Here is a 23,504-nt window from a genome sequence, read left to right as displayed (position 1 = left end):
ATTTTTGATTTAGTCTAAGCTAATTTACATTTTATTTCAAATGAATGTGAAAAAAAATAGTAAAATTTAAAATCCTTAACAAAGTTTAACATATTGATACTCACTGGAAAGAAAAGCATTTCTTAATTTTAAGCATGAAGAATTTAATTATTATTTTATTCCTGATAATCGGGTTTACTGCTTTCAAAGGGCAGACAACGGTTTCTCCGATAAAATATGAAGAGCTGGAAAAACGTATTCAACAGGAAAGTGACAAGCTTCTTGTAGTGAATTTCTGGGCAACTACCTGTGCTCCGTGTGTAAAAGAACTCCCTCATTTTATGGAAGTGAATAACCAATATGCAGGAAATCCAAGATTTAAAATGATTCTGGTTTCACTCGATAGGATGGTTGATAAAGAAAGAGTGCTTAAATTTATCAAAAATAAAAACCTTACCGCCGAAGTTATTTTATTGGATGACATCAAAAGAATGAATACCTGGATCCCGAAGTTTGAAAAAGACTGGGATGGAAATATTCCGGTAACGATTTTCTATAAGAACGGGGCAAAAGTGCATTTTAATGATGGCGAAATGAGCAAACAAGAATTGGAAAACACAATCAGTAAAAACCTGTAATAATCAAAAATAATATGAAAAACTTTAAAATTTTAATAACAGCTTTTATCGTGGGGTTGGGAGCACTAAGCTTCACGTCGGGCAGTCATGATAAAGACGGACAGAAACAAAACATTTCCTCTTCCAAAGGTTATGAAGTAGGAGATGAAGCCACAGATTTTAAATTAAAGAATGTTGATGGGAAAATGGTTTCCCTAAGTGATTATAAAAGCGCTAAAGGATTTATTGTGATCTTCACCTGCAACCATTGTCCGTACGCTAAAAAATATGAAGATAGAATCATTGAGCTGGATAAGAAATATAAAGATCAGGGATATCCTGTCATTGCCATCAATCCGAATGACCCGGCCGCACAGCCTGAAGACGGATACAAACAAATGATCGACAGAGCCAAGCAGAAAGGCTTTACATTTCCGTATCTGGTAGATGATGGACAAAAGATTTATCCTCAGTATGGAGCGACAAAAACGCCGCATGTATTTGTTTTACAGAAAGAAAACGGTAAAAATATTGTGAAATATATTGGGGCTATCGACAACAATTATGAAAACCCGAACGATGTTTCAGAGTATTATGCACAGGACGCCGTAAACGCTTTAATAAAAGGAGAGCCTATAAAAATGACAAAAACAGTAGCCATCGGATGTACGGTCAAAGTAAAGAAATAATATATTTGTAAATAATTATGAATCGGTGTTCTTTTGAATACCGTTTTTTTTATCCATGGAGTAAGTTTATTATCAATAGGAGTGGACTTTAGCCCGCTTTAATATTCGAAAGCAAAATGGCTTTAGCCAAAACATGAAAAACAAATGAAATTAAAATTTAACCTACCCTGCTTTTTTCTAACCGTAATCATCTTCTTCACTGAAGTCTTAATCGCAACAAAACTGAAAGATGTATTCTTTGTAAGAGCTTATCTTGGTGATGTTATCATTGTTATCCTTCTTTATACTTTCGTTAAAAGCTTTTTAATTGTTAATAATCAAAAACTTATTTTGGGAATACTGCTTTTTTCCTGCCTGATAGAATTTGCCCAGTATTTTAATATTGCGGAAAAATCAGGCTTCCGGAAAGGAAGCCTGATGTATATTATCATAGGAAACTCTTTTTCCTGGATCGATATTCTGTGTTATGCTGCAGGATGTTTACTGCTTTATCTTTGGGTAAAGCTTAATGATTCAAAAAAAGAAATTATTGCAGATTAAAGATCAGAGGCTGCCTCATAAGGCTTTTCACCTTTTGACCATTTTGCTCAGCAGGAATCCATTTTGTTTTAATCATTTTCAATGCCTTCAGAAATTCATCTCTTACCATCTGATGCTGATAGGATTCTATTTTGATGTCTGTCATATTTCCTTCTGTATCAACAATAAAAGTAGCGACGGCTTTTGCTTTCACAATATCAGCTTTTACCAATGGGGGCGTATGAAAATTGTCTAAAATTTTCCTTACGAACGCCTGATGTCCGCCAGGAAATTCAGCAATTTTACTCGGTGCAGATGTTACATCTGTCAACGGTTTCAGACCCGGAACAATAGTTGAATCTTTCTGGGCTGAAACTGTAATGCCACAAAACAGAAACAGGATTGGGAAAAAATATTTATTCATTATCAGGGGTTTATCTTCCAAAACTGTCATACTTATCCTCTGCATATTTAATAAAACGATTCAGCAAAGCTACATTCTCTTTTTCCATTGGTGAAAGATCCTGATCCACATTATTTGAAACCGGAATGTACCAATCGGTTTGTTCAAAAAAGTTTCTGTAAGTCTCCTTTTTAAAAGAATAGCCATGTCTTGCGAAAACTGAATTTTTTATAATTTCCATATCGAGTTTTCTTAAATTCTTAAGATCTTTTTCCGTCAGCTTCTGCTTGGATGCATTCAATTTGAAAATAGCTTCAGAAGCAACCCTGTTTTTGGAAGTTGTATAGCTCTCTGTTTTTCCGGTTTCTTCATCAGTATATTTTTCGATAAAATCTTTAGGATTGCTCCAGTCTACCAGATCCGAATTCTGATCCAGCATAAAATTAGGATTATAAACAAATTCCTTTTTAGATAATTTTACTGTTTTGTTGGGTGCTTTTACGGCAGATGCATTAAATGCTGTCCATTTCCCACTCAGACTGTCATTATTGAGCTTAACTTCAAATCTCCCGTCGGTTTTATCATTTCCGGGCTCATCCAGAACAAAAGATTTTGAACTTCCATTAAAGACACCCCGGAAAGGGCGCTGGTTTCCATTTACAATGCTTTGTCCGTAAACGCTGTCTTTTGTAATTCTGTTAATTTTTAAAGAAATCCTTTTCAAAACATTAGAATTATATTCAGAGCCGTCTTCATCATCAGCTGTTTTTTCCATTCCCGCAAAATCTCCGGTATAAATTCCGTAATATTCTTTATAGATTTCAGGCATTACCACAGAATCTTTTTTTACAGTCAGGGAATCCTTTGTTGAATCTGTAATTTTCCCGTCTTTTTTACAGCTTATCAGAAAAACTGTTAATAAAGAAATAAGAGTGTAATTTAAAATTTTCATATATGTTTTTTGGTGATTAAATATTCAATTAATAAAAGATTCGGAATCCATCCCAGCCATGCAATGATTTGATAGACATCCATCGGATTGGGGTGGAATAAATATACAATAATAACTTTCCACATTCTCAAAGTTACAGCAGATAATGTTAAGGCAAAGCTGCGCCACATCCATTGCTTATGCTGTTTAAAGTTTTTCTGGCGGGAAAGTTGATATGCTTTAAAAGTCGTCAGCCACCACAAGCCACCCAAAATAACAAAAGAAATTTTAGAGAAAACTCCGCCATTCGCAAAAATTCCCATGTAAATTCCTGATGGAGCAGCAAAAATAAGCAATAGAAAAATATAAACCTTTCCGGATGTTCTGTGAAAATTTTTAATTCCGAAATCTTTTCTGAGAATTGCCAGAAAGCCGGATAACAAAACAAAAAAACTCGTATAAACATGAGCGTAGAAAAAATAAAGATATTCAGATCTGTGTTCTACCTCCGTTTGCTTGATCATTAAAAAACTTACATTGGTTTTTAACGGAACATACTCTAAAGTTATTTGCAGCATCAGCCAAAAGAAATATCCAAACCCTATAATTAAAAGGATTTTAAAGAGATCCGAAATATTTTTTTTGACTAAATGCATTTGAAAACTATTTTCCTTCAAAAAAATCAATAACTAAAGAGTTGAAAAGCTCTGGTTTTTCAACGACAACAGAATGTGTTGAATTGGGAATAATAGCCAATTGTCCTTTTGGAATTGATTCTGCAATTTTTACCGTATGCTCGGTTTTTATCACGTCTTTATCTCCTGCCATTATCAATGACGGGCACAGGATAGCTTTTAAATCTTCGTACTTTAAATTAGGATATTTTAAATCTAAATTATACAGATCAATATAAACATCGTTTTTATGATCCTTATTTTCTTTGATAAGCCGGGCTAATGTTTCTTTCATGTCTTTCAGCTCTTCGTCTTTCTGCCCTTCTGGAAATATATTTGCTCCTGAACAGGCAATTTTGTCAACCAAATCCGGATATTTTAGAGCCATTAAAATAGCAAGAATGCCCCCATCACTCCAACCAAGAATTTTTACTTTTTTGATATTTTGCTGATCTAAAAACTGCTTTAAATCTTCGACCTGAATATCAAAAGTCAATTCCTTTGTTTTGTCATACGAAGATTTTCCTCTTTCTCTGCAATCGATGATGATTACTTTATATTTTTTTGAAAAATCATCAACCTGATTCATGAAAGCGTTTATAGACTGCCCGTTACCATGAAGCATCAAAAGCGGTTCGCCTGCACCGTAGGTTTCATAATACATTTTTATGCCATTTACATCAGCAAATTTTCCGTGAGGCATATTTCCGATAATATTTTCTCCTTTGATGAAGAGAGATTTTTTTCCGCTATAGGGGGTATTATCTGAGGTTGTGATTGCAAAATTTGTTACATGGGTAATTTTATTTCTCCCGATACCTTCTGCCCAACCTTTTCCTGAAACCAAATCTTCTTCAAAATCTCCATTTTTTAAGGGAATTTCGATCCACTTTTTGGATTTCGGGGCGTTAACTTCCAGTTTGAAATCATCGAAATAATATTCACCATTATCCTTGGTATAAGCACCGATGTTTAAATTTTTTGCATTGGAATCAATAATTCCATTTATTTGAAATGTTGTCCATTCAGTAGTAACTTTTATATTCGAGTAAGCCTGATTTTCAAAAAAGCCCATCGTGTCATCTACTTTATCAATCCTTGCCCAAATAGCACAGTCAGAATCCTGTTCATTTCCTTTCCTGATTTTTGCCGTTACACGAAATTTCCAGTCTTGTTTATCTTCTACATTCACGGTTTGTACAAGAGATGTCCAATTTGACTTTATTGTCCTGTTTTGGGAAAAAATTACAACGGAAAATAATAAAAGAAAAATTGTAATAAGATTTTTCATAAATATGTTTGTTATAAATTATTCAGATCCTGTGCAATCAGCCACGCTTCACTCCAGCATGCCTGGAAATTAAAACCACCTGTTACTGCATCAATATTCAGGACCTCTCCGGCAACATAAAAATTAGGCAAAATTTTAGAAGACATATTTTTAAAATTGATTTCCTTTAAATCTACACCTCCAGCCGTTACAAATTCATCTTTAAACGTTGATTTCCCGTTTACTCTGAGCTTCTTTTTACATAGGTTTTCAAGAATATTCTGCATCTCCTTTCCGGAAATATTGGCCATCTGTTTATTGAGATCAACTTTTGAAACCTCCAGGATCTTCTGCCAGAAACGATTGGTGATGTCAAAAATTTTAGATTGTCCGATCGTTTTTTTTGGATTGGTCAGTTTAAAATTTTGAAAAGATTCTTCAGCGTCCTGAATGGCTTTTGAAATAAAATTTACTTCAATTTCAACATTATATTTGAGTTTTGCCAGACTTATGGCTTCCCATGCAGATATTTTCAGAACTGCAGGCCCTGAAAGACCCCAATGGGTGATCAGCAAGGGCCCGCTTTCTTCGGTCTTTAATGAAGGGATAGAAATCTCTGCATTTTCAAAACTTGTTCCCGCCAGGTCTTTCAATAATTCATCTTTGATATTAAAAGTGAAAAGCGATGGAACCAGATCAACGATGGTATGCCCTAAATTCTCAATAATCTTCAGGGATTTCGGTGAGCTTCCGGTTGTATAAATTACAAAATCAGCTTCAAAATCACCTAAACTGGTTCTGACTCCATATTTCTCACCAGATTTTTCAATTTCTTTTACAGAGCATTTTGTCTTAACCTCAATATGCTTCTGCTGAATTTCATTAAGGAATGTATTGATAATCGTTTGAGAAGAATTGCTTTCAGGGAAGATTCTGTTATCATCTTCTATTTTCAACGAAACTTTTCGTTGATCAAACCAGTCCATGGTATCTCCCGGTTGGAATTTGGTGAAAACACTGAGTAATTCTTTGTTTCCACGGGGATAAAACTGGATTAATTCTCTTGGATCAAAACAGGCATGAGTAATATTGCAGCGGCCGCCGCCGGAGACTTTCACTTTCTGAAGCACATCCGAATTTTGCTCAAGGATGGTAATTTTATATTGGGTTTCGTCAAGATTTGATGCACAGAAAAATCCGGCTGCACCACCCCCGATTATGATAATTTGTTTCATTCTTTAATCCTATGCTGAAGATTATTTTTCCAAAAGTACAATTTTTATAAACCATCTTATTTGAGTATTTTTGAAGAATGTAATTTTATTATCCTAAAAACGATTTTTAAATGATATTCTACCATACATTCGAAGTGCGTTGGAGCGATCTTGATGCCAACAAACATTTAGCCAATTCATCATATGTACAATACTGTGCACAGGCCAGAATGGCTTTTATGACCAAAGAAAAAATGGGTGTCACCCAGCTAAGCCGATGGGGAATCGGGCCGGTTATCCTGCATGAGCGATATTCTTTTTTCAAAGAAATCTATGCAGATCAGACAGTGATTGTAAGTGTGGAAATAGACGGATGTTCAGAAGATTCTTCTATTTACCGTTTTTTACACAAATTCTATACTCCGGATGGTGTACACTGTGCCACCTCCGAAGCAACAGGTGTCTGGATTGATACGATGCTGAGAAAAATGACCACTCCGCCTGATGATGTAGTAGAAGCAATGAATAAATATAAAACGGCAGATACAGAAGTCTTAACGAGGGAAGATTTTAAGAAGTTCCCTTTTCATCCGCAAAATGTTGACCCGGAAGAATTTAAATAATTTAAAGTTCATGGTTTAGAATGTGTCAGTCATGAATACATTTTATATTGGACATTGTACAAAAAATAAAATTTATGTTTGAAGATAAATCACAGGAATTAACACCCATATCCAAATTAGGAGAATTTGGACTGATTAAGCATTTAACAGAGCATTTTCCCTTATCGAATGAATCTTCGGAGCTTGGAGTAGGGGATGATGCAGCGGTGATCAATCCCGGGAATAAAAAAGTAGTTCTTACAACCGATGTTCTGGCAGAAGGTGTTCATTTTAATTTAGGATACGTTCCGTTAAAACATTTAGGCTACAAAGCGGTGGTCGTCAATCTCAGTGATATTGCAGCAATGAATGCGACCCCTACACAGATTTTGGTTTCTCTGGCAGTTTCAAACCGTTTTCCGGTAGAGGCTCTGGAAGAACTGTATTCCGGGATTCAGGCGGCTTGTGGCCGTTATAAAGTAGATCTGATTGGCGGAGATACCACAAGCTCTAATGCAGGATTGGTGATGGGTATTACTGCCGTAGGAATTGAAGCGGAAGAAAATATTGTGAAAAGAAGCGGTGCAAAACCGAATGACCTGCTTGTCGTGAGCGGAGATCTGGGTGGGGCTTATATGGGACTTCAGATTCTGGAAAGAGAACATGCTGTTTTCCTTGCAGATCCGAATATGCAGCCTGAAATGGAAGGCTTCGATTATATTCTTGAAAGACAATTGAAACCTGAAGCAAGAACAGATATTAAAACGATCCTGGCAGAACTGGATATTAAACCGACTTCTATGATTGATATTTCTGACGGGCTGGCTTCGGAAATTCTTCATCTTTCAGACCAGTCGAAGGTCGGTTTCAGATTGTATGAAGAAAAAATCCCGATGGATAGCCTTACAATCTCTACGGCAGATGGCATGAACCTGAATCCTGTAATGACTGCATTAAGTGGCGGGGAAGATTACGAGCTATTATTCACGATTTCATCTAATGATTTTGACAAAATTAAAAATCACCCTGATTTTACCATTATCGGACATGCTGTAGACAAAGAAGACGGAAATTTTATGGTGGCAAGAGGCTCCAACCAATTGGTTTCTTTAACCGCGCAGGGTTGGGATGCTTTTTTAGGGAATCAAGAAGGATAAATTATATTTAGTTTTCAATATTGTAAAAAACCACGGTATTTTGGCCGTGGTTTTTAATATATAAATGTGGATTATTAATTAAATTATGCTTTCACAATATTAATAATCACCTCTGTAGCTTTTTCCATACTTTCAAGGGCAACGTATTCGTAAGGCCCGTGGAAATTGATTCCGCCTGCGAAAATATTCGGGCATGGAAGTCCCATATAAGACAACTGGGCTCCGTCAGTTCCACCTCTGATAGCTTTGATTTTAGGTTCAATATTCGCTTCCTGCATCGCTTTTGCCGCAAGGTCGATGATGTGCATTTTACCTTCAAACTGTTGCTTCATATTACGGTATTGTTCCTTTATTTCAACGTCCGCAGTTCCTGCACCATGCTTTTGGTTGAATTCAGCCACCTTTTCTTCCATCAGTTTCTTTCTTGCCTCAAATTTTTCTTCATCATGATCACGGATGATGTATTGAAGCTTGGCTTCAGAAATATCAGCTGTAATTTCCATTAAATGATAAAAACCATCAAAGCCTTTAGTAGTAGCCGGTGTTTCGTTAGCTGGAAGCATTTGAGCGAATTCAGAAGCCAATAATGCTGCATTTACCATTTTCCCATAAGCATAACCTGGGTGCACGCTCAATCCGTGGATTTTTACTACAGCTCCTGCCGCATTAAAATTTTCATATTCCAGTTCACCTACTTCTCCACCATCCATTGTGTAAGCCCATTCTGCCCCGAATTTAGCGACGTCAAATTTATGAGCCCCTCTTCCGATTTCTTCATCAGGAGTAAACCCTATTGCAATTCTTCCATGTTTGATTTCAGGATGGGCAATCAGATATTCTGCCGCTGTTACAATTTCTGCACAGCCTGCTTTATCATCAGCTCCCAGAAGGGTATTCCCGTCAGTAGTAATCAAGGTCTGGCCGATATATTTTTTTAAACTTTCAAATTTTGAAGGTGATAATGTGAATCCTGTAGTCTGATTTAAAATTAAATCATCTCCGGCATAATTTTCCCAAACCTGGGGCTTTACATTTTCCCCACTGAAATCCGGTGATGTGTCGTAATGTGAAATAAACCCGATTGTTGGCCTTTCATCATTTTCAATATTAGAAGGAACGTAGCCTATAATATAGCCGTTATCATCAATCGAAACCCCTTCCAGACCAATTGTTTTCAGTTCTTCAACAATATATTTGGCGATGTCCCATTGTTGAGGTGTAGATGGGGTTGCTTCGCTTTCGGCATCACTTGTTGAATATATTTTTACATAATTAAGAAAGCGGTTTAGCAGTTTTTCTTTCCATAATGGGGTGAATTCTATTGTACTCATCAGATATCATAAATTTTAACAAAGTTAATAAATTTGGTGCTCAGAATATATTATTTGCAATTGAATATCAGTTATTGAAATTTTAAATCACCTATAAATTGTTGAAAATCAAAAATATGTTAGCTTTGTGAAGATCATATATAAACTTGTTTAGTTTTTATTATATTTGAGAAAATCAAAAGTAAAAATGTTTCTTACTGAATGTCCTAGAGATGCAATGCAGGGTTGGGGAGAATTTATCCCTACCGGCAAAAAAATAGATTACATCAACTCTTTAATGGAAGTTGGGTTTGATGTATTGGATAGCCTGAGCTTTGTTTCTCCAAAAGCAATTCCCCAGATGGCTGATTCTGATGAAGTTGCTGGAAATATTGATAAATCGCTCTCCAATACCAAGGTTTCCGCCATTATCGGAAATTACAGGGGTGCAGAGAAAGCCTTAAAACATCAGTCTGTTGATATTCTGGGATTCCCGTTTTCAATTTCGGAAACATTTCAGCACAGGAATACCAATAAAAGTCAGGAGGAAGCTTTTAATGAAATTATTAAAATGCTTGAGCTGGTGAAAAGTGAAAATCGTGAGCTGAATATCTATTTTTCAATGGCATTCGGGAATCCCTATGGTGAAATGTGGAAATGGGAAGACGTGGATTTCTGGGCACAAAGGTTTTCTGAAATAGGAATTAAAAACATCTTACTTTCTGATACTACAGGAGTTGCAACGCCGGAGACAATCTCTCTTTTATTTGAGAAGATCCCTTCAAAATATCCGGAGATTCATTTCGGAAGCCACTTCCACAACAGGTATGAAGATTCATACTCAAAATTAAAAGCAGCTTATGATAAAGGCTGCCGAAGGTTTGACAGTGCCATTAAAGGAATCGGGGGTTGCCCAATGGCAAAAGATGACCTTGTGGGGAATATGCCTACAGAGCAGGTCATCAATTTTATGAGTGTAGAAAAGGTAGAACATCATTTAAACCTCCTCAATTTCGAAAGCTCATACAATAAAGCAAAGGATATTTTTCATTTTTAAAATGAATCAACCATAAAAATCAATAGGAGCGGGCTTTAACCCGCTCTCGTAGATTAAAAACTCAATGAGAGTTCAATCAAAACTTATCTTAGAAATTAATTTCAAAATCAATAAAATGTCTCCAATCCTGTCATCTTCCGAATTAAAAGAAAATTTCAAGAATGAAAATCTCATCCTCCTCGATGCAAGAGCGGGGAAAGATATGCGTGAAAACTACCTTCAAAGGCATATCAAAGGAGCCAGATTTATTGATCTCGATAAAGACCTTGCGGAAATTGGTGATAATGCTGCTTTTGGAGGAAGACATCCGTTGCCGGGCATTGAAAAATTCAGTAGAACCCTTTCGGACTTGGGCATTTCAGAAAATTCCCATATTGTTGTGTATGACGATAAAAATGGAGCAAACGCAGCAGCAAGAGCCTGGTGGATGCTGAAGTCTTTCGGATTTGAAAATGTTCAGGTTCTAGATGGCGGAATTCAGGCTGCAGAAAAAAACGGGTTGGATTTTTCATCCGGTGAAGAACATTTTAATAAGGCTGAACTGATCCAAAGACCGGGTTGGCTTCTTCCTGTATCAACTCTGGAAGAGATTGAAAATGAGTTGGTAAACAATTATTCAGTTGTAATTGATGTGAGAGATGCTTATCGCTATAAAGGAGAATCTGAGCCTATAGATTTGGTTGCGGGACATATTCCGGGAGCGATCAATATCCCTTTTTCTGAAAATCTTGATGAAAACGGAAATTTCTTACCACCGGAAATTTTGAAAGAAAAATATCTGAAATTATTGGAAGGTAAGCCTGGAAATTTAATCATTCACTGCGGTTCAGGAGTAACGGCGTGTCATACGATTCTGGCTTTGGAACATGCTGGTTTTAAGATTCCTAATTTGTATGTGGGATCATGGAGTGAATGGAGCAGAAGGGAAGGGAAAGAAATTGCAAAAGGAATTTGAAAGAGAAGAAAGAGACCAATGAATCAGCTTTAAATGGCAGGGTAAAACTCTGACCATAAAAAAAGAGGCCTGATGACCTCCTTATGTTATATTAAAGCATTCCCAGCTCAAACTTCGCTTCCTCACTCATCATATCCTTGTTCCAGCTTGGTTCAAAAGTCAGCTCTAAGTCTACGCTGTTTACATGCTCTACTTCCGCAACTTTGTCTTTTACTTCCTGTGGCAGGGTTTCGGCAACCGGGCAGTTGGGTGTAGTAAGGGTCATGATAATTTTTACATCACCGTCTTCGGAAATCTGTACATCATAAACAAGGCCTAACTCATAAATATCCACCGGGATCTCAGGGTCGTAAACGGTTTTAAGCTGGTTTATGATTTCTTCTCCGATATCAGCAATTTGATCGTCTGTAAATTTCATTTTTTAATCTAGATTGATATTCCTTTTCAACAAATCTTCCTGACGCATGCGCCGGAAAATATTTGCCAAAGTTAAGACATCTTTTTCACAATAGTCAACTATTCTTTGCAAGTCTTTTTCTATGTAGTAGATTGATGAAACCATTGAGCCGTCAATATCATCTTTAGGGGTGGGAATTCCGAAAACATGAGCCAGTAATTCCAATGAAATGAAGCTTTTATAATCTCCGAATTTCCAGAGTTCCATTGTATCGATGTGGGGAATTTCCCAGGGTTTTTTCCCAAACATCTGAAACGGTACAGGCGGAAACATGCCGTTAATCAGAAACCTTCTTGAAATCCAAGGGAAATCAAATTCTTTTCCGTTGTGGGCGCAAAGGATCACATCCCGCAGTCTTGGGCTGTTGAAAATTTCTCCAAATTCCTGAAGCAGCTTTTTCTCATCATGACCGGCAAAGCTTTTAATTTTTAAAGTTTCATTCTTTTCGAGCATCCCGATTGTGATGCAGATTATTTTACCGAATTCTGCCATAATTCCGGCTCTTTCCGGATAAAATTCTTCTGCAGAAACTTCTTCTTTTCTCTGAAATCTTGTTTTTTTATCCCAAAGTTTCTGATCAGTTTCTGATAAATCTTCCCATGATCCGGCATTCGGGACCGTTTCTATATCGAGGAACAATATTCTCTCTAATGGAATGTTCTGTATCATATGTGTTTACTATTTTAGCCGACCTGCATGCCGTTCTTGGCAGGTAATGATGGGGTTAAAAGGGTGACATCCTTTTTGTTTTCCCCATAAACTCCCAATACTAGGCATTCGCTGAAAAAATTAGCGATCTGTTTTTTAGGAAAATTGACCACGGCAAGAACCTGTTTTCCGATCAGTTCTTCTTTTTGATAGAGTGAAGTAACTTGAGCAGAAGATTTCTTTATTCCCAGATCTCCGAAATCAATTTCTAACTGATAGGAAGGGTTTCTGGCTTTTTCAAAATCATTTACGGAAATAATGGTTCCGCATCGCATATCTATTTTTTCAAAATCTTCCCAGGATATTTCCGGTTTTATGGTCATGATAATTCGTCAATTAATTGTTCAACTTCTGTTTTCTGTTCAGCATATTTTCGTTGTAGCTCCGAACCTTCCCCCATTCTTCTGTAATATTCCAGCGCTTTATTTCCGAAAAACTTTTTATGGAAATCCGAAACTTCGGGAACCTGTGGGAAAACCTTATGAAAAAGCATTTCATAATACGCCTGAAACTCTCTTTCATTTTTATCTTCAATGATATTTCCTGGAGCTTTTTGTCTTACATGAAGCATTTCATGAGCCAGCATATTCAAAACGAGGTTCAGGTCAAAATCAAATAAATTTTTAGGAATCATTACTCTCTGAGCCTGCCCCAATGCTCCTTCGGCAGTCAGAAGCATAGAGTTTGGTGACAGCTCTTCCCTGAAACCAAAACCCGCAAAATTATCATGTTCTAAACCGAAAGAGGAAATTAAATATTTGGCTGCATCCAGGATCTGATCATGCTCTTTATAGGCATTAAGGTGTAAATTGATTTGTTCGAAGTTCATTCAAAATATGTTTTAAGCAAATGTATTAAAATATTTACTGAAAAGTTTAGACAGAATATCTGAACTATTTCTAAAAATATTTTCTCTATTCTTTATACTTGAAATTTACTTATTTGAAACACAGTTAATTGAGGGTTCTTTACACTTAATTAATATAATTGTACACTTAATGATTTCTCGTTGCTTCTTTTAATAACAGGAAGTAACTTCAAACAAAAACTAATTTTATGAAAACAAGAATTCTATTCTTATTTACCTGTATAGGTATTGTATTGATGAATGGGCAAATGCCGAAATGGCTGACAGGAGGTGGAGGCTATTTAGATTTTACAGGCGCTGCTCCTCAATTTACTCCGTCATCAATTAATTCAGGAACGGGAGCTTATGATGAATCGGGAAATATATTATTTACGGTAACCGGAGGAAATATTAATACTTCTAATGCAGGAGCAGTTAATATTTCGGAAGGAGAAACATCGGTAATCCGGGTCCCGGGAAAATGTGACGAGTGGTATGTAATAGGAGTGAAGCTGTTTATAGCATATGGCAATAATCCCAATCCGAATGTTCACAGTGATGACCGGTATCTTTACAAGCTTTATCATGCGGTAATAAAAATGATCAGCGGATCTCCCAATCTTATCGGAGCTGTTGTTGATGATGGAATAATAGCAGATTTAGGATATCCAGGTCCCACAAACCCTATGAATCCTGTTCAGTTACCGGGAATTGCAGTATCGAAACTCAATGGAAACAACGAAAGATATGTATATACCGTTGGACTTAATTATCTAAATAACAGTTCTACAGTATCTACTATTCGAAGATTTATCATTAATGGAGTAAGCCCTACAAATAGTTTTCAGTCTTCTCCGGTCTCGAGCAATTATCTTCCCACTTATTTCGGAAGTGCTGTAAGAGAATTAGAATTATATGAATCTGCTAACGGTTTGAAAGTGCTGGCATGGGGAGACTCTACTGATCCACCCAATAATATCAATTCCTATAATCCGGCAAGGCTATATACTGCTGCAATCGATTCGTCTGCACCTCTTAATTGCATAATTACCAACTATCCTTTACCACAAGGAGGGATGGTTGGAGGACTGGAATTTTACAATAACGGACAAAATCTGGTTTTTTCAATAAGTAATTTTCAGGGTTCCCCGGGAATGGTAGATTATGGTTTACGGACAATCAATCTCAGTAACGGAACCATAACCCCGATTACCAACTCCTTAAGGGAAGGTATTTCTGGACAGATAGATAATTATCATGCTATAGAAAAAGATGTATTTGGAAATTATTTTGTAGTTAAAACAGAATACATTTACAGCGGGCCCAACCCGGGGATGACATTTAAACTGATGACGGTTGACCTGAATAATTTATTATTAAACCCGAACACTTATGAAGGAACTTTCTTACCGGATCAGGTAGATGATGAAAATTATTATGTACAGTCGAGCCCTGCCAATGATTTAGCTGCTTTTGATAGTCAGTACGATATCGGATTGGAGCCCAATCCGTCTGCAAATACCTGGATAAATACTTATCAGAGTAATGATATATGGAATAGGGTAACGAATGTTGGGCTAAATATCACCCATGAAAATCCGGGTTATGCCGGGCCGGGCTCTAATGTAATGAGATTCCGGGTTCACAATATTAGCTGTGCAACATCTGCCCCAGGCTTTGCAAGGTTGTACTGGACTATGGGCTCTACGGGAGAAGCATGGCCCGAATCCTGGACAGGAGTAATGACAGCAAATAATCAGCCATTAGGTGCAGAACTGAATATTGCCTATACAGGCTTTAACTCATCAAATGAATACGTTGTTGGGCAGGGATTTAAAATACCGGCATTGGCACCAGGCCAGGAATATATCATAGATGCTAAATGGTACCCTGTTAATCCCGCAATATATGGTGTAAATGCAGATAATGTTATTTGCTTTTTAGGACGGATTGTGAGTTCCAATGACCCTATGTTTGATGAGAATCCGGGACCCAATGCACCTGTAGAAGCGAATGTGATAAAAAATAACAATATTGTTACAAGAAACACGAGGCTGGTAAACCTGAGCGGAGCTTTCTTTTTAAGTCCGAGTGGCTTTTTCATAGGTAATTATTTAGACCATGTAAGGAATTTTAATGTCCGTTTTCAAAGACTAAAAACCTCTTCTGTTCCTTTTGAAAGTGTAGGAACCATAACAATAAAATTAGAGGATAAGGTCTGGGACAGATGGAAAGCGGCAGGAATGCAGGCAGAAGGGGTTGAGGTTTTAGATTATAATAATCATGAAATTATTATTACTGACCTTCAGAATGCCCAATTAAAAAATATTCCTATACAACCGAAAGAATATTTACCAATCGTACTGAATTTTAAGCTGAATAATAACATTAGCACCATTGAAAAATATGATTTTGCCGTTTCACAGCATACGACAGATAAACCTGATCAACCGTATGGTACAGTATGTCATTTCTTAGTTTCTGTCAATGAAGAAATCAAAAACGGAGAACCGATCTGTGACGGAGAATGTTCAGAAGAAAATAAAAAAGTGGATATCACATCTGTATTTGACGGAAGCATCAAGTTTTCCCCTAATCCGGTGTCTGATATGGCAATTGTGGATTTCATATTAAAAGAAGATGCAAAAATAGCCGCTAAAGTTGTTGATTATTATGGAAAACAAATAAAAGTAATACCCGTTGGTTCCAGTTTAAAAGGAGCGAATAGGATTAAATTTTCAACAGCTGACCTTATAAACGGAATTTATATTCTGAATATGAGTACAGGGTCTGAAAGTAAATCTTTACAATTTATAGTGAAACATTAAGATTTTCATTGTATTATGATCAAAAAAGAAACAGGGTAAATCACTCTGTTTCTTTTTTTGCTGTCATTTTAAAATTTTCGTTTTTACTTCCTTATTAAATTTTCTCCCAATAGGAATCCGGTATCCCGCAATATGCAGCATATTTCCCTCAATAGAATTGATTTTATCCAGAGAAACCGTAAAAGATTTGTGAACCCTGGAGAATAATTGTTCAGGAAGCTCTTCTGAAATAGAGGAGAGGGTTCTGTATGTAATATATATTTTATCCTGGGCAATTACTTTTATATATTCTTTCATGCCTTCTACAAAAAGGATTTCGTCAAAACAAAGTTTGACCATCTTTTTTTCCACTTTTATAATGATATGGCCACTCCTGGCGTCCGTTACTTTCCTTTTCAGTTCATTTTCAATCTTTGAAACAGATTTAATAAACCGGAACAAAGGGATTGGCTTTACAAGATAATCCAGCACATTTAAATCATAGCTTTCAGCAGCAAATTCCCTGTATGCTGTGGTGACGATAATCTTAGTGTTATTGCTGTTTTCATAAAGCCGGATTAATTCGAAACCGGACATCTGGGGCATATTAATGTCTACAAAAAGTATATCTATTGGATTTTTCTTCAAAAATTCCAATGCCTGAACAGAATCGAAAAAAACACTCACAATTTCATAATTCGGATAGTTTTTAAAATAATTGACCAGAACATCGGTTGCCAAAGGTTCGTCATCTACAATTACACACTTAGTTTTCATAATTGACAGGGATTTTTAATTTAACAATATAATAATTCAGCTTGCTGGTCTGGGAGAGTTCAAATTCATTTTGGTACAACAGCTTTAACCGGTTGATGACATTCTCGATTCCAATTCCGCCTTCCCGGAAAGCTTCCTTTGAATTCACATAATTATTAATTACTTCAAAAACGAAATATTGATCATTTTCTGTATTACAGTTGATCTTGATTTTTATAATACCTTTATAACCACCATGTTTAAAGGCGTTCTCTATAAAAGTAATGAAAATCATAGGGGGAACGAAAATGTGTTCAATATTGGAATTGATGCTCGTTATGACCTCAATATTTTTAAATCTGAGCCTTTCAATATCAATATAATTCTGGATATACTCAAGCTCACGGACTAAAGGCACGAAGCTATTGTCTTTCACATCATACAGCACAAATTTCATCAGTTTGGATAACTTAATGATCACACTGGAAACCAGATCCGAGTTGGAAATAGATAATGAATATAAATTGTTCAGTGTATTGAAGAAGAAGTGCGGCTGTATCTGGTTTTCAAAGTTTTTAAGCTTTATTTTAATCTGTTCTTCCCTTAATTTCCTGTTTCTTTCTCTTTCCCTTAACCAATTCATGGTCAGATAAACAGAAGATGCCAAAGTAAGCACATACAGTTCCCCTACACATTCGGAAATAATATGATTGATACCAAAAGGTTGATACCGGATGTTTGCTTCCGGCCAGATATCCTCCGATATCAGGAATAAGATTAAAAAAGTTTTAAGAACATAGATCAGTCCCAGGCAAAATAGAATAATGAAAATATAGCTTATGTACCTCGATTTTAAAATAAACCGGGGAATTAAAATGAAAATATTAAAGTAAATAAATGCAATATGAAGAGAAAATTCTACAAGATTTGATTTAAAAGAATAAATATAATCATCATAATAAGCCCCCCATCTCAAAAAATTGAGAAGGAAGTAAAGAATCCAAAATAAAACATGGTACTTCAGCCTGAAATCAATTCTAAGTATTTGACTATTATTTGTTAACATATTTTTTGCGGGACTTTTTATTTGAACAGGGACAGACTGCTTTTTGGGGTGAAAATTTGTTAAAATAAATCATTTTCATATCTAAAAAGAGATAATTAAGGGTGTCAAAAATGTTGTTGGTAGATGATATTTTGTTTTTTGTTTAAATTTTAATGCTGTTGGTTTAATATTTTTTTTTAGCTGTTCATAAAGAAATACATTTAGAAAAACGTAATAAAAACTTAACATTCATATAATCTTATGGCTATTTGATAGAAATATTGATTGTAACTTTTTTTTAATTTAATGATAAATTATTATCTCAAAAATTATCAATATCTAAATATTATTAATCAAATCTTGTCAAAAATAAAAAAATAAATAAATGCAAAACACTTAAATCTATGAAAAACCTATCTTCGATTTTAAAACGGAACAGAATATTAATTTTAATAATGAGTCTGTTTTTTTTATCAGGCTGTAATAGTGATCCTTTTACAGAAGCTGAAAACAATGGTCCGGATGCAACACCATTAAAAGCAGATACAAACTCGCGTATTGTAACCTTACAGAAGAGCCCGATTTCTGTAATGTATGTTGAAGTTAATAATAATGACATCCGTGAAGTTGGAAAATATAAATTGTCCAACGGCCAACAGCTGTTTGATGTTGCAATTATTTTTGCGGCGAACATTAATTACAATACGACCACTCAGAAAGCCTATCTGCATTTTAATGATCAGGTAACGAATGTTCTTACGAACTCTTCCACCTATATAAAACCTCTGCAGGATAAAGGGATAAAAGTAATGCTGTCTGTATTGGGAAACCATCAGGGAGCTGGTTTTGCCAATTTCCCTTCCCAGGCTGCCGCACAGGCATTTGCACAGGAGCTGGCTGATGCAGTCAACACTTATGGGCTGGATGGAATCGACTTTGACGACGAATATGCCGAATATGGAAATAATTCTACATCGCAACCCAATGCATCTTCATTTGTCTACCTCGTTACAGCCCTTAGAGACTTATTACCGGATAAAATAATAAGCTTTTACAATATAGGACCTTCTGCCAGTAACTTATCTTATAACGGAGTAACGGTAGGCTCTAAAGTTGATTTTGCATGGAATCCTTATTATGGTACTTACTCGGCACCGAATATTCCGGGACTGGTAAAAAGTCAGTTGGGGGCAGCTGCAGTAGATGTAACTGCTACAAGTTCTTCGACGGCTACAAATTTTGCGACCAAAACAAAAACAGATGGTTACGGCGTTTACCTGTGCTATAATCTGACGTCTAATAATATTGCATCTTATATCTCCAGTGCTACGAATGCCCTGTATGGCTACACTACAACCTATGATAGCGGAACGACTACGCCACCTGTAGCCGATATTGTATCCGGAGCGACCTATACCCTGGTTTCAGCCGTTAACAATTCAAGTGTATTGGATGTAGCGTCGTCAGGAACTACGAACGGAACGAAAGTGCAATTATGGGGCTCCAATAATTCAAACGCCCAGAAATGGGTCATCACCAGCCTCAATAACGGATATTATAAATTACAGCCAGTTAATGCTTCCACTAAAGCTTTAGATGACAGTGGTTCAGGTACGGCAGATGGGACTCAGCAGGTGATCTGGTCATATGCCGGATCCTCGAATCAGCAATGGAAAATAACATCAGTAGGGAATGGATATTTTACGTTGTCACCGGCATGTGCCCCTAATTCCTGTCTGGATGTTAACCAGTCTGCAACTGCTGATGGAACCAAAATCCAGATATGGACAGCCAACGGAAGCAGTGCCCAGAAATGGAAATTAATAAAATTATAGTTTCATTGTATGTTCAGTCCCGGAATGGTTTAGATTATTTTATATTCTTTGGGGCAATTTCTTTAAACAAAATGAGAGCAGAGGAAGACTGCTCTCATTTTTATAGTAAAAAGTTCATTGATTTAATTTTTTTGTTTTACCAATCTGTAATGGCCCCAATTTTCAAGATTTCGTAAATCGAATAAATTGTTATAACTTGCATCAGTTATGATGTCGAAAAGGTGCAAATATGCTTTAAAAGCAATGGTTAGATTGGCAAGAAGCTATAATCAGGGCTTTTTGTCTACCTCTATAATTGCACAGGACGAAAATATTCCCAAAAAATTTTTAGAACAGATTCTCTTAGAATTAAAACGGGCAAAACTTGTTAACAGCAAACAAGGTACTGCTGGTGGTTATTATCTGTTGAAATCTCCGGATGATGTTTCATTGGCTGATATTTACCGCATTTTTGAAGGTCCGATTGCCTTAACCCCTTGTGTTTCCTTAAATTTCTATGAACCCTGTGACGACTGTCTGGATGAAGCGACCTGTTATCTGAGAAATGAATTAATTAATGTCAGAGAAAAAACAAGGAGAAGCATGATGGATGCTACGTTAACTTCATTTCTAAAATAAGCATTAAAAATTTTTTTATTCTAAATTCTACTAATTAGGTAGGATTAATAGAATTTTAATTTATATTTGCAGAAAATTAATTCAAACGAAATGAAAATGAGTCTGAAAAAAGAGTTCGGAAAATTATTGGAAGGAGCCTATGGGAGGCCTTCTGACGGGAATTTTTTTAAAATTCTCTCGGATAGGTTTCCTGGGCAGGTGATCTTCTCTACCAGTTTCAGTTATGAAGATCAGGTAGTAACTCATCTGATAAAAGACCTGAATGTTGATGTATTTACATTAGATACAGGGCGGCTTTTTGAGCAAACTTATGAAACCTGGAGCGCAACAAGGGCTTTTTTCAAAAAGAATATCAAAGCCTATTATCCGGATACGGAAACCTTAAAAGAATTTGTTTCAGAAAATGGGCCGGATTCATTTTATCAGTCTGTAGAGCAGAGAAAAGCATGTTGCAATATCCGTAAAGTGGAGCCTTTGAAAAAAGCGTTGCAGGGCTATAAAATCTGGATCACAGGATTGAGAGCGGAGCATTCATTAAACAGGAAGAATATATCTCAATTGGAATGGGACGAAGATAATCAGATCATAAAATATCATCCCTTGCTGAACTGGACGACAGAGCAGGTTACAGATTATGTCAGCAATCATCATTTACCCTATAATTATCTGCATAAAAAGGGTTTTATGAGTATCGGCTGTGAGCCCTGTACCAGAGCTGTTAAAGAAGGGGAAGATTTCAGGGCTGGCCGCTGGTGGTGGGAAGATGCTGATAAAAAGGAATGCGGCTTACATATTCATAAATAAAAAACAAAAGATGTCAACATATCATTTAGATTACTTGGATCAGCTGGAAGCAGAATCGATCTACATTTTAAGAGAAGTTGCAGGGCAGTTTGAGCGGCCTGCTTTACTATTCAGTGGCGGGAAAGACAGTATTGTACTGGCACATTTAGCTTCAAAGGCATTCCGTCCCGGGAAGATCCCTTTTACTTTTGTTCATGTAGATACCGGGCACAATTTTCCGGAGGTTCTGGATTTCCGTGACCAACTGACAAATCAGCTGGATGTTAATCTGGTTGTACGGAAAGTAGAAGATACAATTAAACGTAAAAAACTGGCGGAACCGAAGGGTAAATTTCCGAGCAGGAACTGGTTGCAGACCTTTACATTACTTGATACAATAGAAGAGTTTGAATTTGACTCCTGCATTGGAGGTGCGCGCAGAGACGAAGAAAAAGCCCGTGCAAAAGAAAGAATCTTTTCTGTCCGTGATGAATTCGGACAATGGGACCCTAAACTTCAACGCCCTGAATTATGGAACATTTTCAACGGAAAAATCCAAAAAGGGGAAAATGTAAGAGTTTTCCCGATAAGCAATTGGACGGAGCTTGATGTCTGGAATTATATCCGTCGGGAAAAAATAGAGCTCCCCTTTATTTACTTTTCCCATGAAAGAGAGGTTGTTGATTTCAATGGGCAGTGGATAGCCAATTCACCTCATGCCTCTCTGGAAGCAAATGATATTTTGACTGTAAAAAGGATTCGCTACAGAACGGTTGGTGATATGACATGTACTGCAGCGGTAGAATCAGCAGCTGACACCATAGACGATGTCATTGAAGAAATCCTGGCAACCAGAATTTCAGAACGCGGGGAAACCAGAATTGATGATAAGGTAACAGAAGCAGCAATGGAAGACCGCAAAAAAGGCGGCTACTTTTAATATAGGCAATGAGTATGGTAAATATTAACGGCTTTTTATTAATCATTACTTATCACTCATAACTCATAATTTATAACTCATAACTCAAAAGATGGATATTTTAAGATTTATAACGGCAGGAAGTGTTGATGACGGTAAAAGTACCCTTATCGGAAGACTGCTTTACGATAGCAAAAGTATTTTACAGGATCAGCTGGAAGTATTGGAGAAACATTCCAAAAACAAGAATGAGGACGGTGTCGATCTGGCTCTTTTAACAGATGGTTTGCGGGCAGAAAGAGAACAGGGGATAACGATAGATGTTGCCTACAGATATTTTTCAACACCAAAGAGAAAATTTATTATTGCAGATGCTCCGGGACATGTACAGTATACCCGTAATATGATTACCGGTGCCTCCAATTCAGATCTGATGGTGATCCTTATAGATGCACGCAAAGGAGTCATTGAGCAGACCAGAAGGCATTCCATCATCGCTTCATTGCTGAAACTGAAAAAAGTAGTCGTAGCCATTAATAAAATGGATATGGTGGATTATTCTGAAGAAGTATATGAAAATATTAAAGACGAATATTCAAAAATTGCAACCAGCCTGAGCTTAAATGAGGTGAAATATTTTCCTATTTCGGCCTTGAAAGGAGATAATATTGTATCAGTATCACCTGAAACAGACTGGTACGATGGCGGTTCACTTCTCGAATACCTTGAGGAAGTTACCCTGAATGAAGAGTTTAATGGCGGAAGCCGCTTTCAGGTTCAGTACGTTATTCGTCCACAGACTGATGAGCTGCATGACTACAGAGGATATGCAGGACAAATACTGAGTGGTAAATTTCAGAAAGGAGATGCTGTTCATATCCTTCCGGCAGGTACAGTGAGCGAGATTACTAAAATTGAAATTAACGGAGTTGAAAAAGATAAAGCTTTTGAAGGGCAGCCGGCAGTGATTCATATCGCAGATAATTTAGATATCAGCAGGGGTGATTTTTTTGCCACAGAAGAAAAGCTTCCGGAAGTTGAAAAAGAGGTAGAGGTTTTGCTATGCTGGCTTGATCAGAAAGCATTACAGCCGGGCAATAAATATTTGCTGCAGCATCACAGCCATGTATTAAAAGCTGTGGTAAGGGAAATTGATTACAAAATAAATGTAAACACCCTGGTGCAGGAAAAAGCAGAAGGAGAAATAAAGCTTAATGAAATTGTTAAAGTTACTTTAAGAACCGCGCAGCCTCTGGTTTATGATAGTTTTATAAACAATAAAATAACAGGATCGGCAATCCTGGTGGATGAAACTTCCAACTCGACGGTGGCAGCATGTATAATTCAGTAGA

The 23,504-nt window shown here is 36.6% G+C and carries 25 protein-coding genes; 13 read left to right on the top strand and 12 right to left on the bottom strand.

Annotation, left to right across the window (positions count from 1 at the left end; genetic code table 11):
• The first annotated feature begins 134 nt into the window (after positions 1-134).
• The 3 genes from PMI13_RS13230 (at position 135) to PMI13_RS13220 (ending at position 1,825) form a co-directional block, all read left to right on the top strand.
• Positions 135-617 carry a TlpA family protein disulfide reductase gene (locus tag PMI13_RS13230; protein WP_007844514.1) on the top strand — a complete coding sequence of 161 codons (483 nt, stop codon included), beginning with the start codon at positions 135-137 and terminating at the stop codon, positions 615-617.
• A gap of 14 nt (positions 618-631) precedes the next feature.
• On the top strand, positions 632-1,285 hold the full coding sequence (locus tag PMI13_RS13225) for a thioredoxin family protein (RefSeq protein WP_007844513.1): 654 nt from the start codon (positions 632-634) through the stop codon (positions 1,283-1,285).
• Between the two features lie 144 nt (positions 1,286-1,429).
• A complete protein-coding gene (locus tag PMI13_RS13220; RefSeq protein ID WP_007844512.1) occupies positions 1,430-1,825 on the top strand; it encodes a ribosomal maturation YjgA family protein in 396 nt (131 codons plus the stop codon).
• Here the strand turns inward: PMI13_RS13220 and PMI13_RS13215 are convergent.
• From PMI13_RS13215 to PMI13_RS13195, 5 genes are all read right to left on the bottom strand, one after another.
• The gene (locus PMI13_RS13215) at positions 1,812-2,228 is read right to left on the bottom strand and encodes a Gram-negative bacterial tonB protein (protein ID WP_007844510.1); all 417 of its coding nucleotides are present in this window, start codon (positions 2,226-2,228) and stop codon (positions 1,812-1,814) included. The two genes, PMI13_RS13220 and PMI13_RS13215, sit on opposite strands and share 14 nt — an antisense overlap.
• Before the next feature lie 10 nt (positions 2,229-2,238).
• Positions 2,239-3,159 (bottom strand): YARHG domain-containing protein, encoded by a 921-nt coding sequence (locus tag PMI13_RS13210; protein WP_007844509.1) that lies wholly within the window; start codon positions 3,157-3,159, stop codon positions 2,239-2,241.
• Positions 3,156-3,794: a DUF2306 domain-containing protein gene (locus tag PMI13_RS13205; RefSeq protein WP_007844508.1), complete on the bottom strand. Its 639-nt coding sequence runs from the start codon at positions 3,792-3,794 to the stop codon at positions 3,156-3,158. Before PMI13_RS13205 ends, PMI13_RS13210 begins: the two co-directional genes overlap by 4 nt.
• Before the next feature lie 7 nt (positions 3,795-3,801).
• A complete protein-coding gene (locus tag PMI13_RS13200) occupies positions 3,802-5,004 on the bottom strand; it encodes an alpha/beta fold hydrolase (RefSeq protein ID WP_238536312.1) in 1,203 nt (400 codons plus the stop codon).
• A 110-nt stretch (positions 5,005-5,114) separates the two neighbouring features.
• Complete coding sequence (locus tag PMI13_RS13195; protein WP_007844506.1) at positions 5,115-6,317, bottom strand: BaiN/RdsA family NAD(P)/FAD-dependent oxidoreductase; 1,203 nt, start codon at positions 6,315-6,317, stop codon at positions 5,115-5,117.
• Positions 6,318-6,427: 110 nt separating this feature from the next.
• Between PMI13_RS13195 and PMI13_RS13190 the strand changes: the two genes are divergently transcribed.
• Complete coding sequence (locus tag PMI13_RS13190) at positions 6,428-6,919, top strand: acyl-CoA thioesterase (RefSeq protein WP_007844505.1); 492 nt, start codon at positions 6,428-6,430, stop codon at positions 6,917-6,919.
• Between the two features lie 74 nt (positions 6,920-6,993).
• A complete protein-coding gene (thiL, locus tag PMI13_RS13185) occupies positions 6,994-8,055 on the top strand; it encodes a thiamine-phosphate kinase (RefSeq protein ID WP_007844504.1) in 1,062 nt (353 codons plus the stop codon).
• An 83-nt stretch (positions 8,056-8,138) separates the two neighbouring features.
• Here thiL and pepT read toward each other — a convergent pair whose 3' ends face one another.
• The gene (gene pepT, locus PMI13_RS13180) at positions 8,139-9,386 is read right to left on the bottom strand and encodes a peptidase T (protein WP_007844503.1); all 1,248 of its coding nucleotides are present in this window, start codon (positions 9,384-9,386) and stop codon (positions 8,139-8,141) included.
• 187 nt (positions 9,387-9,573) lie between these two features.
• On the opposite strand from pepT, the gene PMI13_RS13175 reads away from it, so the two are divergent.
• Positions 9,574-10,422 carry a hydroxymethylglutaryl-CoA lyase gene (locus PMI13_RS13175; RefSeq protein ID WP_007844502.1) on the top strand — a complete coding sequence of 283 codons (849 nt, stop codon included), beginning with the start codon at positions 9,574-9,576 and terminating at the stop codon, positions 10,420-10,422.
• Between the two features lie 115 nt (positions 10,423-10,537).
• A complete protein-coding gene (locus PMI13_RS13170) occupies positions 10,538-11,377 on the top strand; it encodes a sulfurtransferase (RefSeq protein ID WP_034669648.1) in 840 nt (279 codons plus the stop codon).
• 91 nt (positions 11,378-11,468) lie between these two features.
• Here the strand turns inward: PMI13_RS13170 and PMI13_RS13165 are convergent, their stop codons facing one another.
• Genes PMI13_RS13165 through PMI13_RS13150 form a run of 4 tightly spaced genes read right to left on the bottom strand, consistent with a single transcriptional unit; the run spans position 11,469 to position 13,371 of the window.
• On the bottom strand, positions 11,469-11,795 hold the full coding sequence (locus PMI13_RS13165) for an SUF system Fe-S cluster assembly protein (RefSeq protein WP_007844500.1): 327 nt from the start codon (positions 11,793-11,795) through the stop codon (positions 11,469-11,471).
• A gap of 3 nt (positions 11,796-11,798) precedes the next feature.
• Complete coding sequence (locus PMI13_RS13160) at positions 11,799-12,503, bottom strand: 3'-5' exonuclease (RefSeq protein WP_007844498.1); 705 nt, start codon at positions 12,501-12,503, stop codon at positions 11,799-11,801.
• Between the two features lie 14 nt (positions 12,504-12,517).
• Positions 12,518-12,865 carry a tRNA-binding protein gene (locus PMI13_RS13155; RefSeq protein WP_007844497.1) on the bottom strand — a complete coding sequence of 116 codons (348 nt, stop codon included), beginning with the start codon at positions 12,863-12,865 and terminating at the stop codon, positions 12,518-12,520.
• Complete coding sequence (locus PMI13_RS13150; RefSeq protein ID WP_007844496.1) at positions 12,862-13,371, bottom strand: hypothetical protein; 510 nt, start codon at positions 13,369-13,371, stop codon at positions 12,862-12,864. Before PMI13_RS13150 ends, PMI13_RS13155 begins: the two co-directional genes overlap by 4 nt.
• 227 nt (positions 13,372-13,598) lie before the next feature.
• Between PMI13_RS13150 and PMI13_RS13145 the strand changes: the two genes are divergently transcribed.
• Positions 13,599-16,217 (top strand): T9SS type A sorting domain-containing protein, encoded by a 2,619-nt coding sequence (locus PMI13_RS13145; RefSeq protein WP_007844494.1) that lies wholly within the window; start codon positions 13,599-13,601, stop codon positions 16,215-16,217.
• Between the two features lie 63 nt (positions 16,218-16,280).
• Here PMI13_RS13145 and PMI13_RS13140 read toward each other — a convergent pair whose 3' ends face one another.
• On the bottom strand, positions 16,281-16,973 hold the full coding sequence (locus tag PMI13_RS13140) for a LytR/AlgR family response regulator transcription factor (RefSeq protein ID WP_007844492.1): 693 nt from the start codon (positions 16,971-16,973) through the stop codon (positions 16,281-16,283).
• Positions 16,963-18,018, bottom strand: coding sequence for a sensor histidine kinase (locus PMI13_RS13135; protein WP_007844490.1), 1,056 nt, complete (start codon positions 18,016-18,018; stop codon positions 16,963-16,965). The genes PMI13_RS13140 and PMI13_RS13135 overlap by 11 nt, the downstream gene beginning before the upstream one ends.
• Before the next feature lie 434 nt (positions 18,019-18,452).
• Here PMI13_RS13135 and PMI13_RS20685 point away from each other — a divergent pair, with 434 nt between their 5' ends.
• The 5 genes from PMI13_RS20685 to PMI13_RS13110 all read left to right on the top strand — a co-directional run bounded on the left by PMI13_RS20685 (position 18,453) and on the right by PMI13_RS13110 (position 23,503).
• Positions 18,453-19,832: an endo-beta-N-acetylglucosaminidase H gene (locus PMI13_RS20685; RefSeq protein ID WP_157158220.1), complete on the top strand. Its 1,380-nt coding sequence runs from the start codon at positions 18,453-18,455 to the stop codon at positions 19,830-19,832.
• 207 nt (positions 19,833-20,039) lie between these two features.
• Positions 20,040-20,450 carry an RrF2 family transcriptional regulator gene (locus PMI13_RS13125; protein ID WP_007844488.1) on the top strand — a complete coding sequence of 137 codons (411 nt, stop codon included), beginning with the start codon at positions 20,040-20,042 and terminating at the stop codon, positions 20,448-20,450.
• A 90-nt stretch (positions 20,451-20,540) separates the two neighbouring features.
• Positions 20,541-21,254, top strand: a complete 714-nt coding sequence (locus PMI13_RS13120) for a phosphoadenylyl-sulfate reductase (RefSeq protein ID WP_007844486.1) — start codon at positions 20,541-20,543, stop codon at positions 21,252-21,254.
• A gap of 10 nt (positions 21,255-21,264) precedes the next feature.
• Positions 21,265-22,173 (top strand): sulfate adenylyltransferase subunit CysD, encoded by a 909-nt coding sequence (gene cysD / locus PMI13_RS13115; protein ID WP_007844485.1) that lies wholly within the window; start codon positions 21,265-21,267, stop codon positions 22,171-22,173.
• Positions 22,174-22,264: 91 nt separating this feature from the next.
• Complete coding sequence (locus PMI13_RS13110) at positions 22,265-23,503, top strand: sulfate adenylyltransferase subunit 1 (protein WP_007844483.1); 1,239 nt, start codon at positions 22,265-22,267, stop codon at positions 23,501-23,503.
• Position 23,504: the final 1 nt, after the last annotated feature.

Source organism: Chryseobacterium populi (genome assembly GCF_000282115.1).
Taxonomy (GTDB): domain Bacteria; phylum Bacteroidota; class Bacteroidia; order Flavobacteriales; family Weeksellaceae; genus Chryseobacterium; species Chryseobacterium populi.
This window is presented reverse-complemented; position numbering and strand designations above follow the sequence as displayed.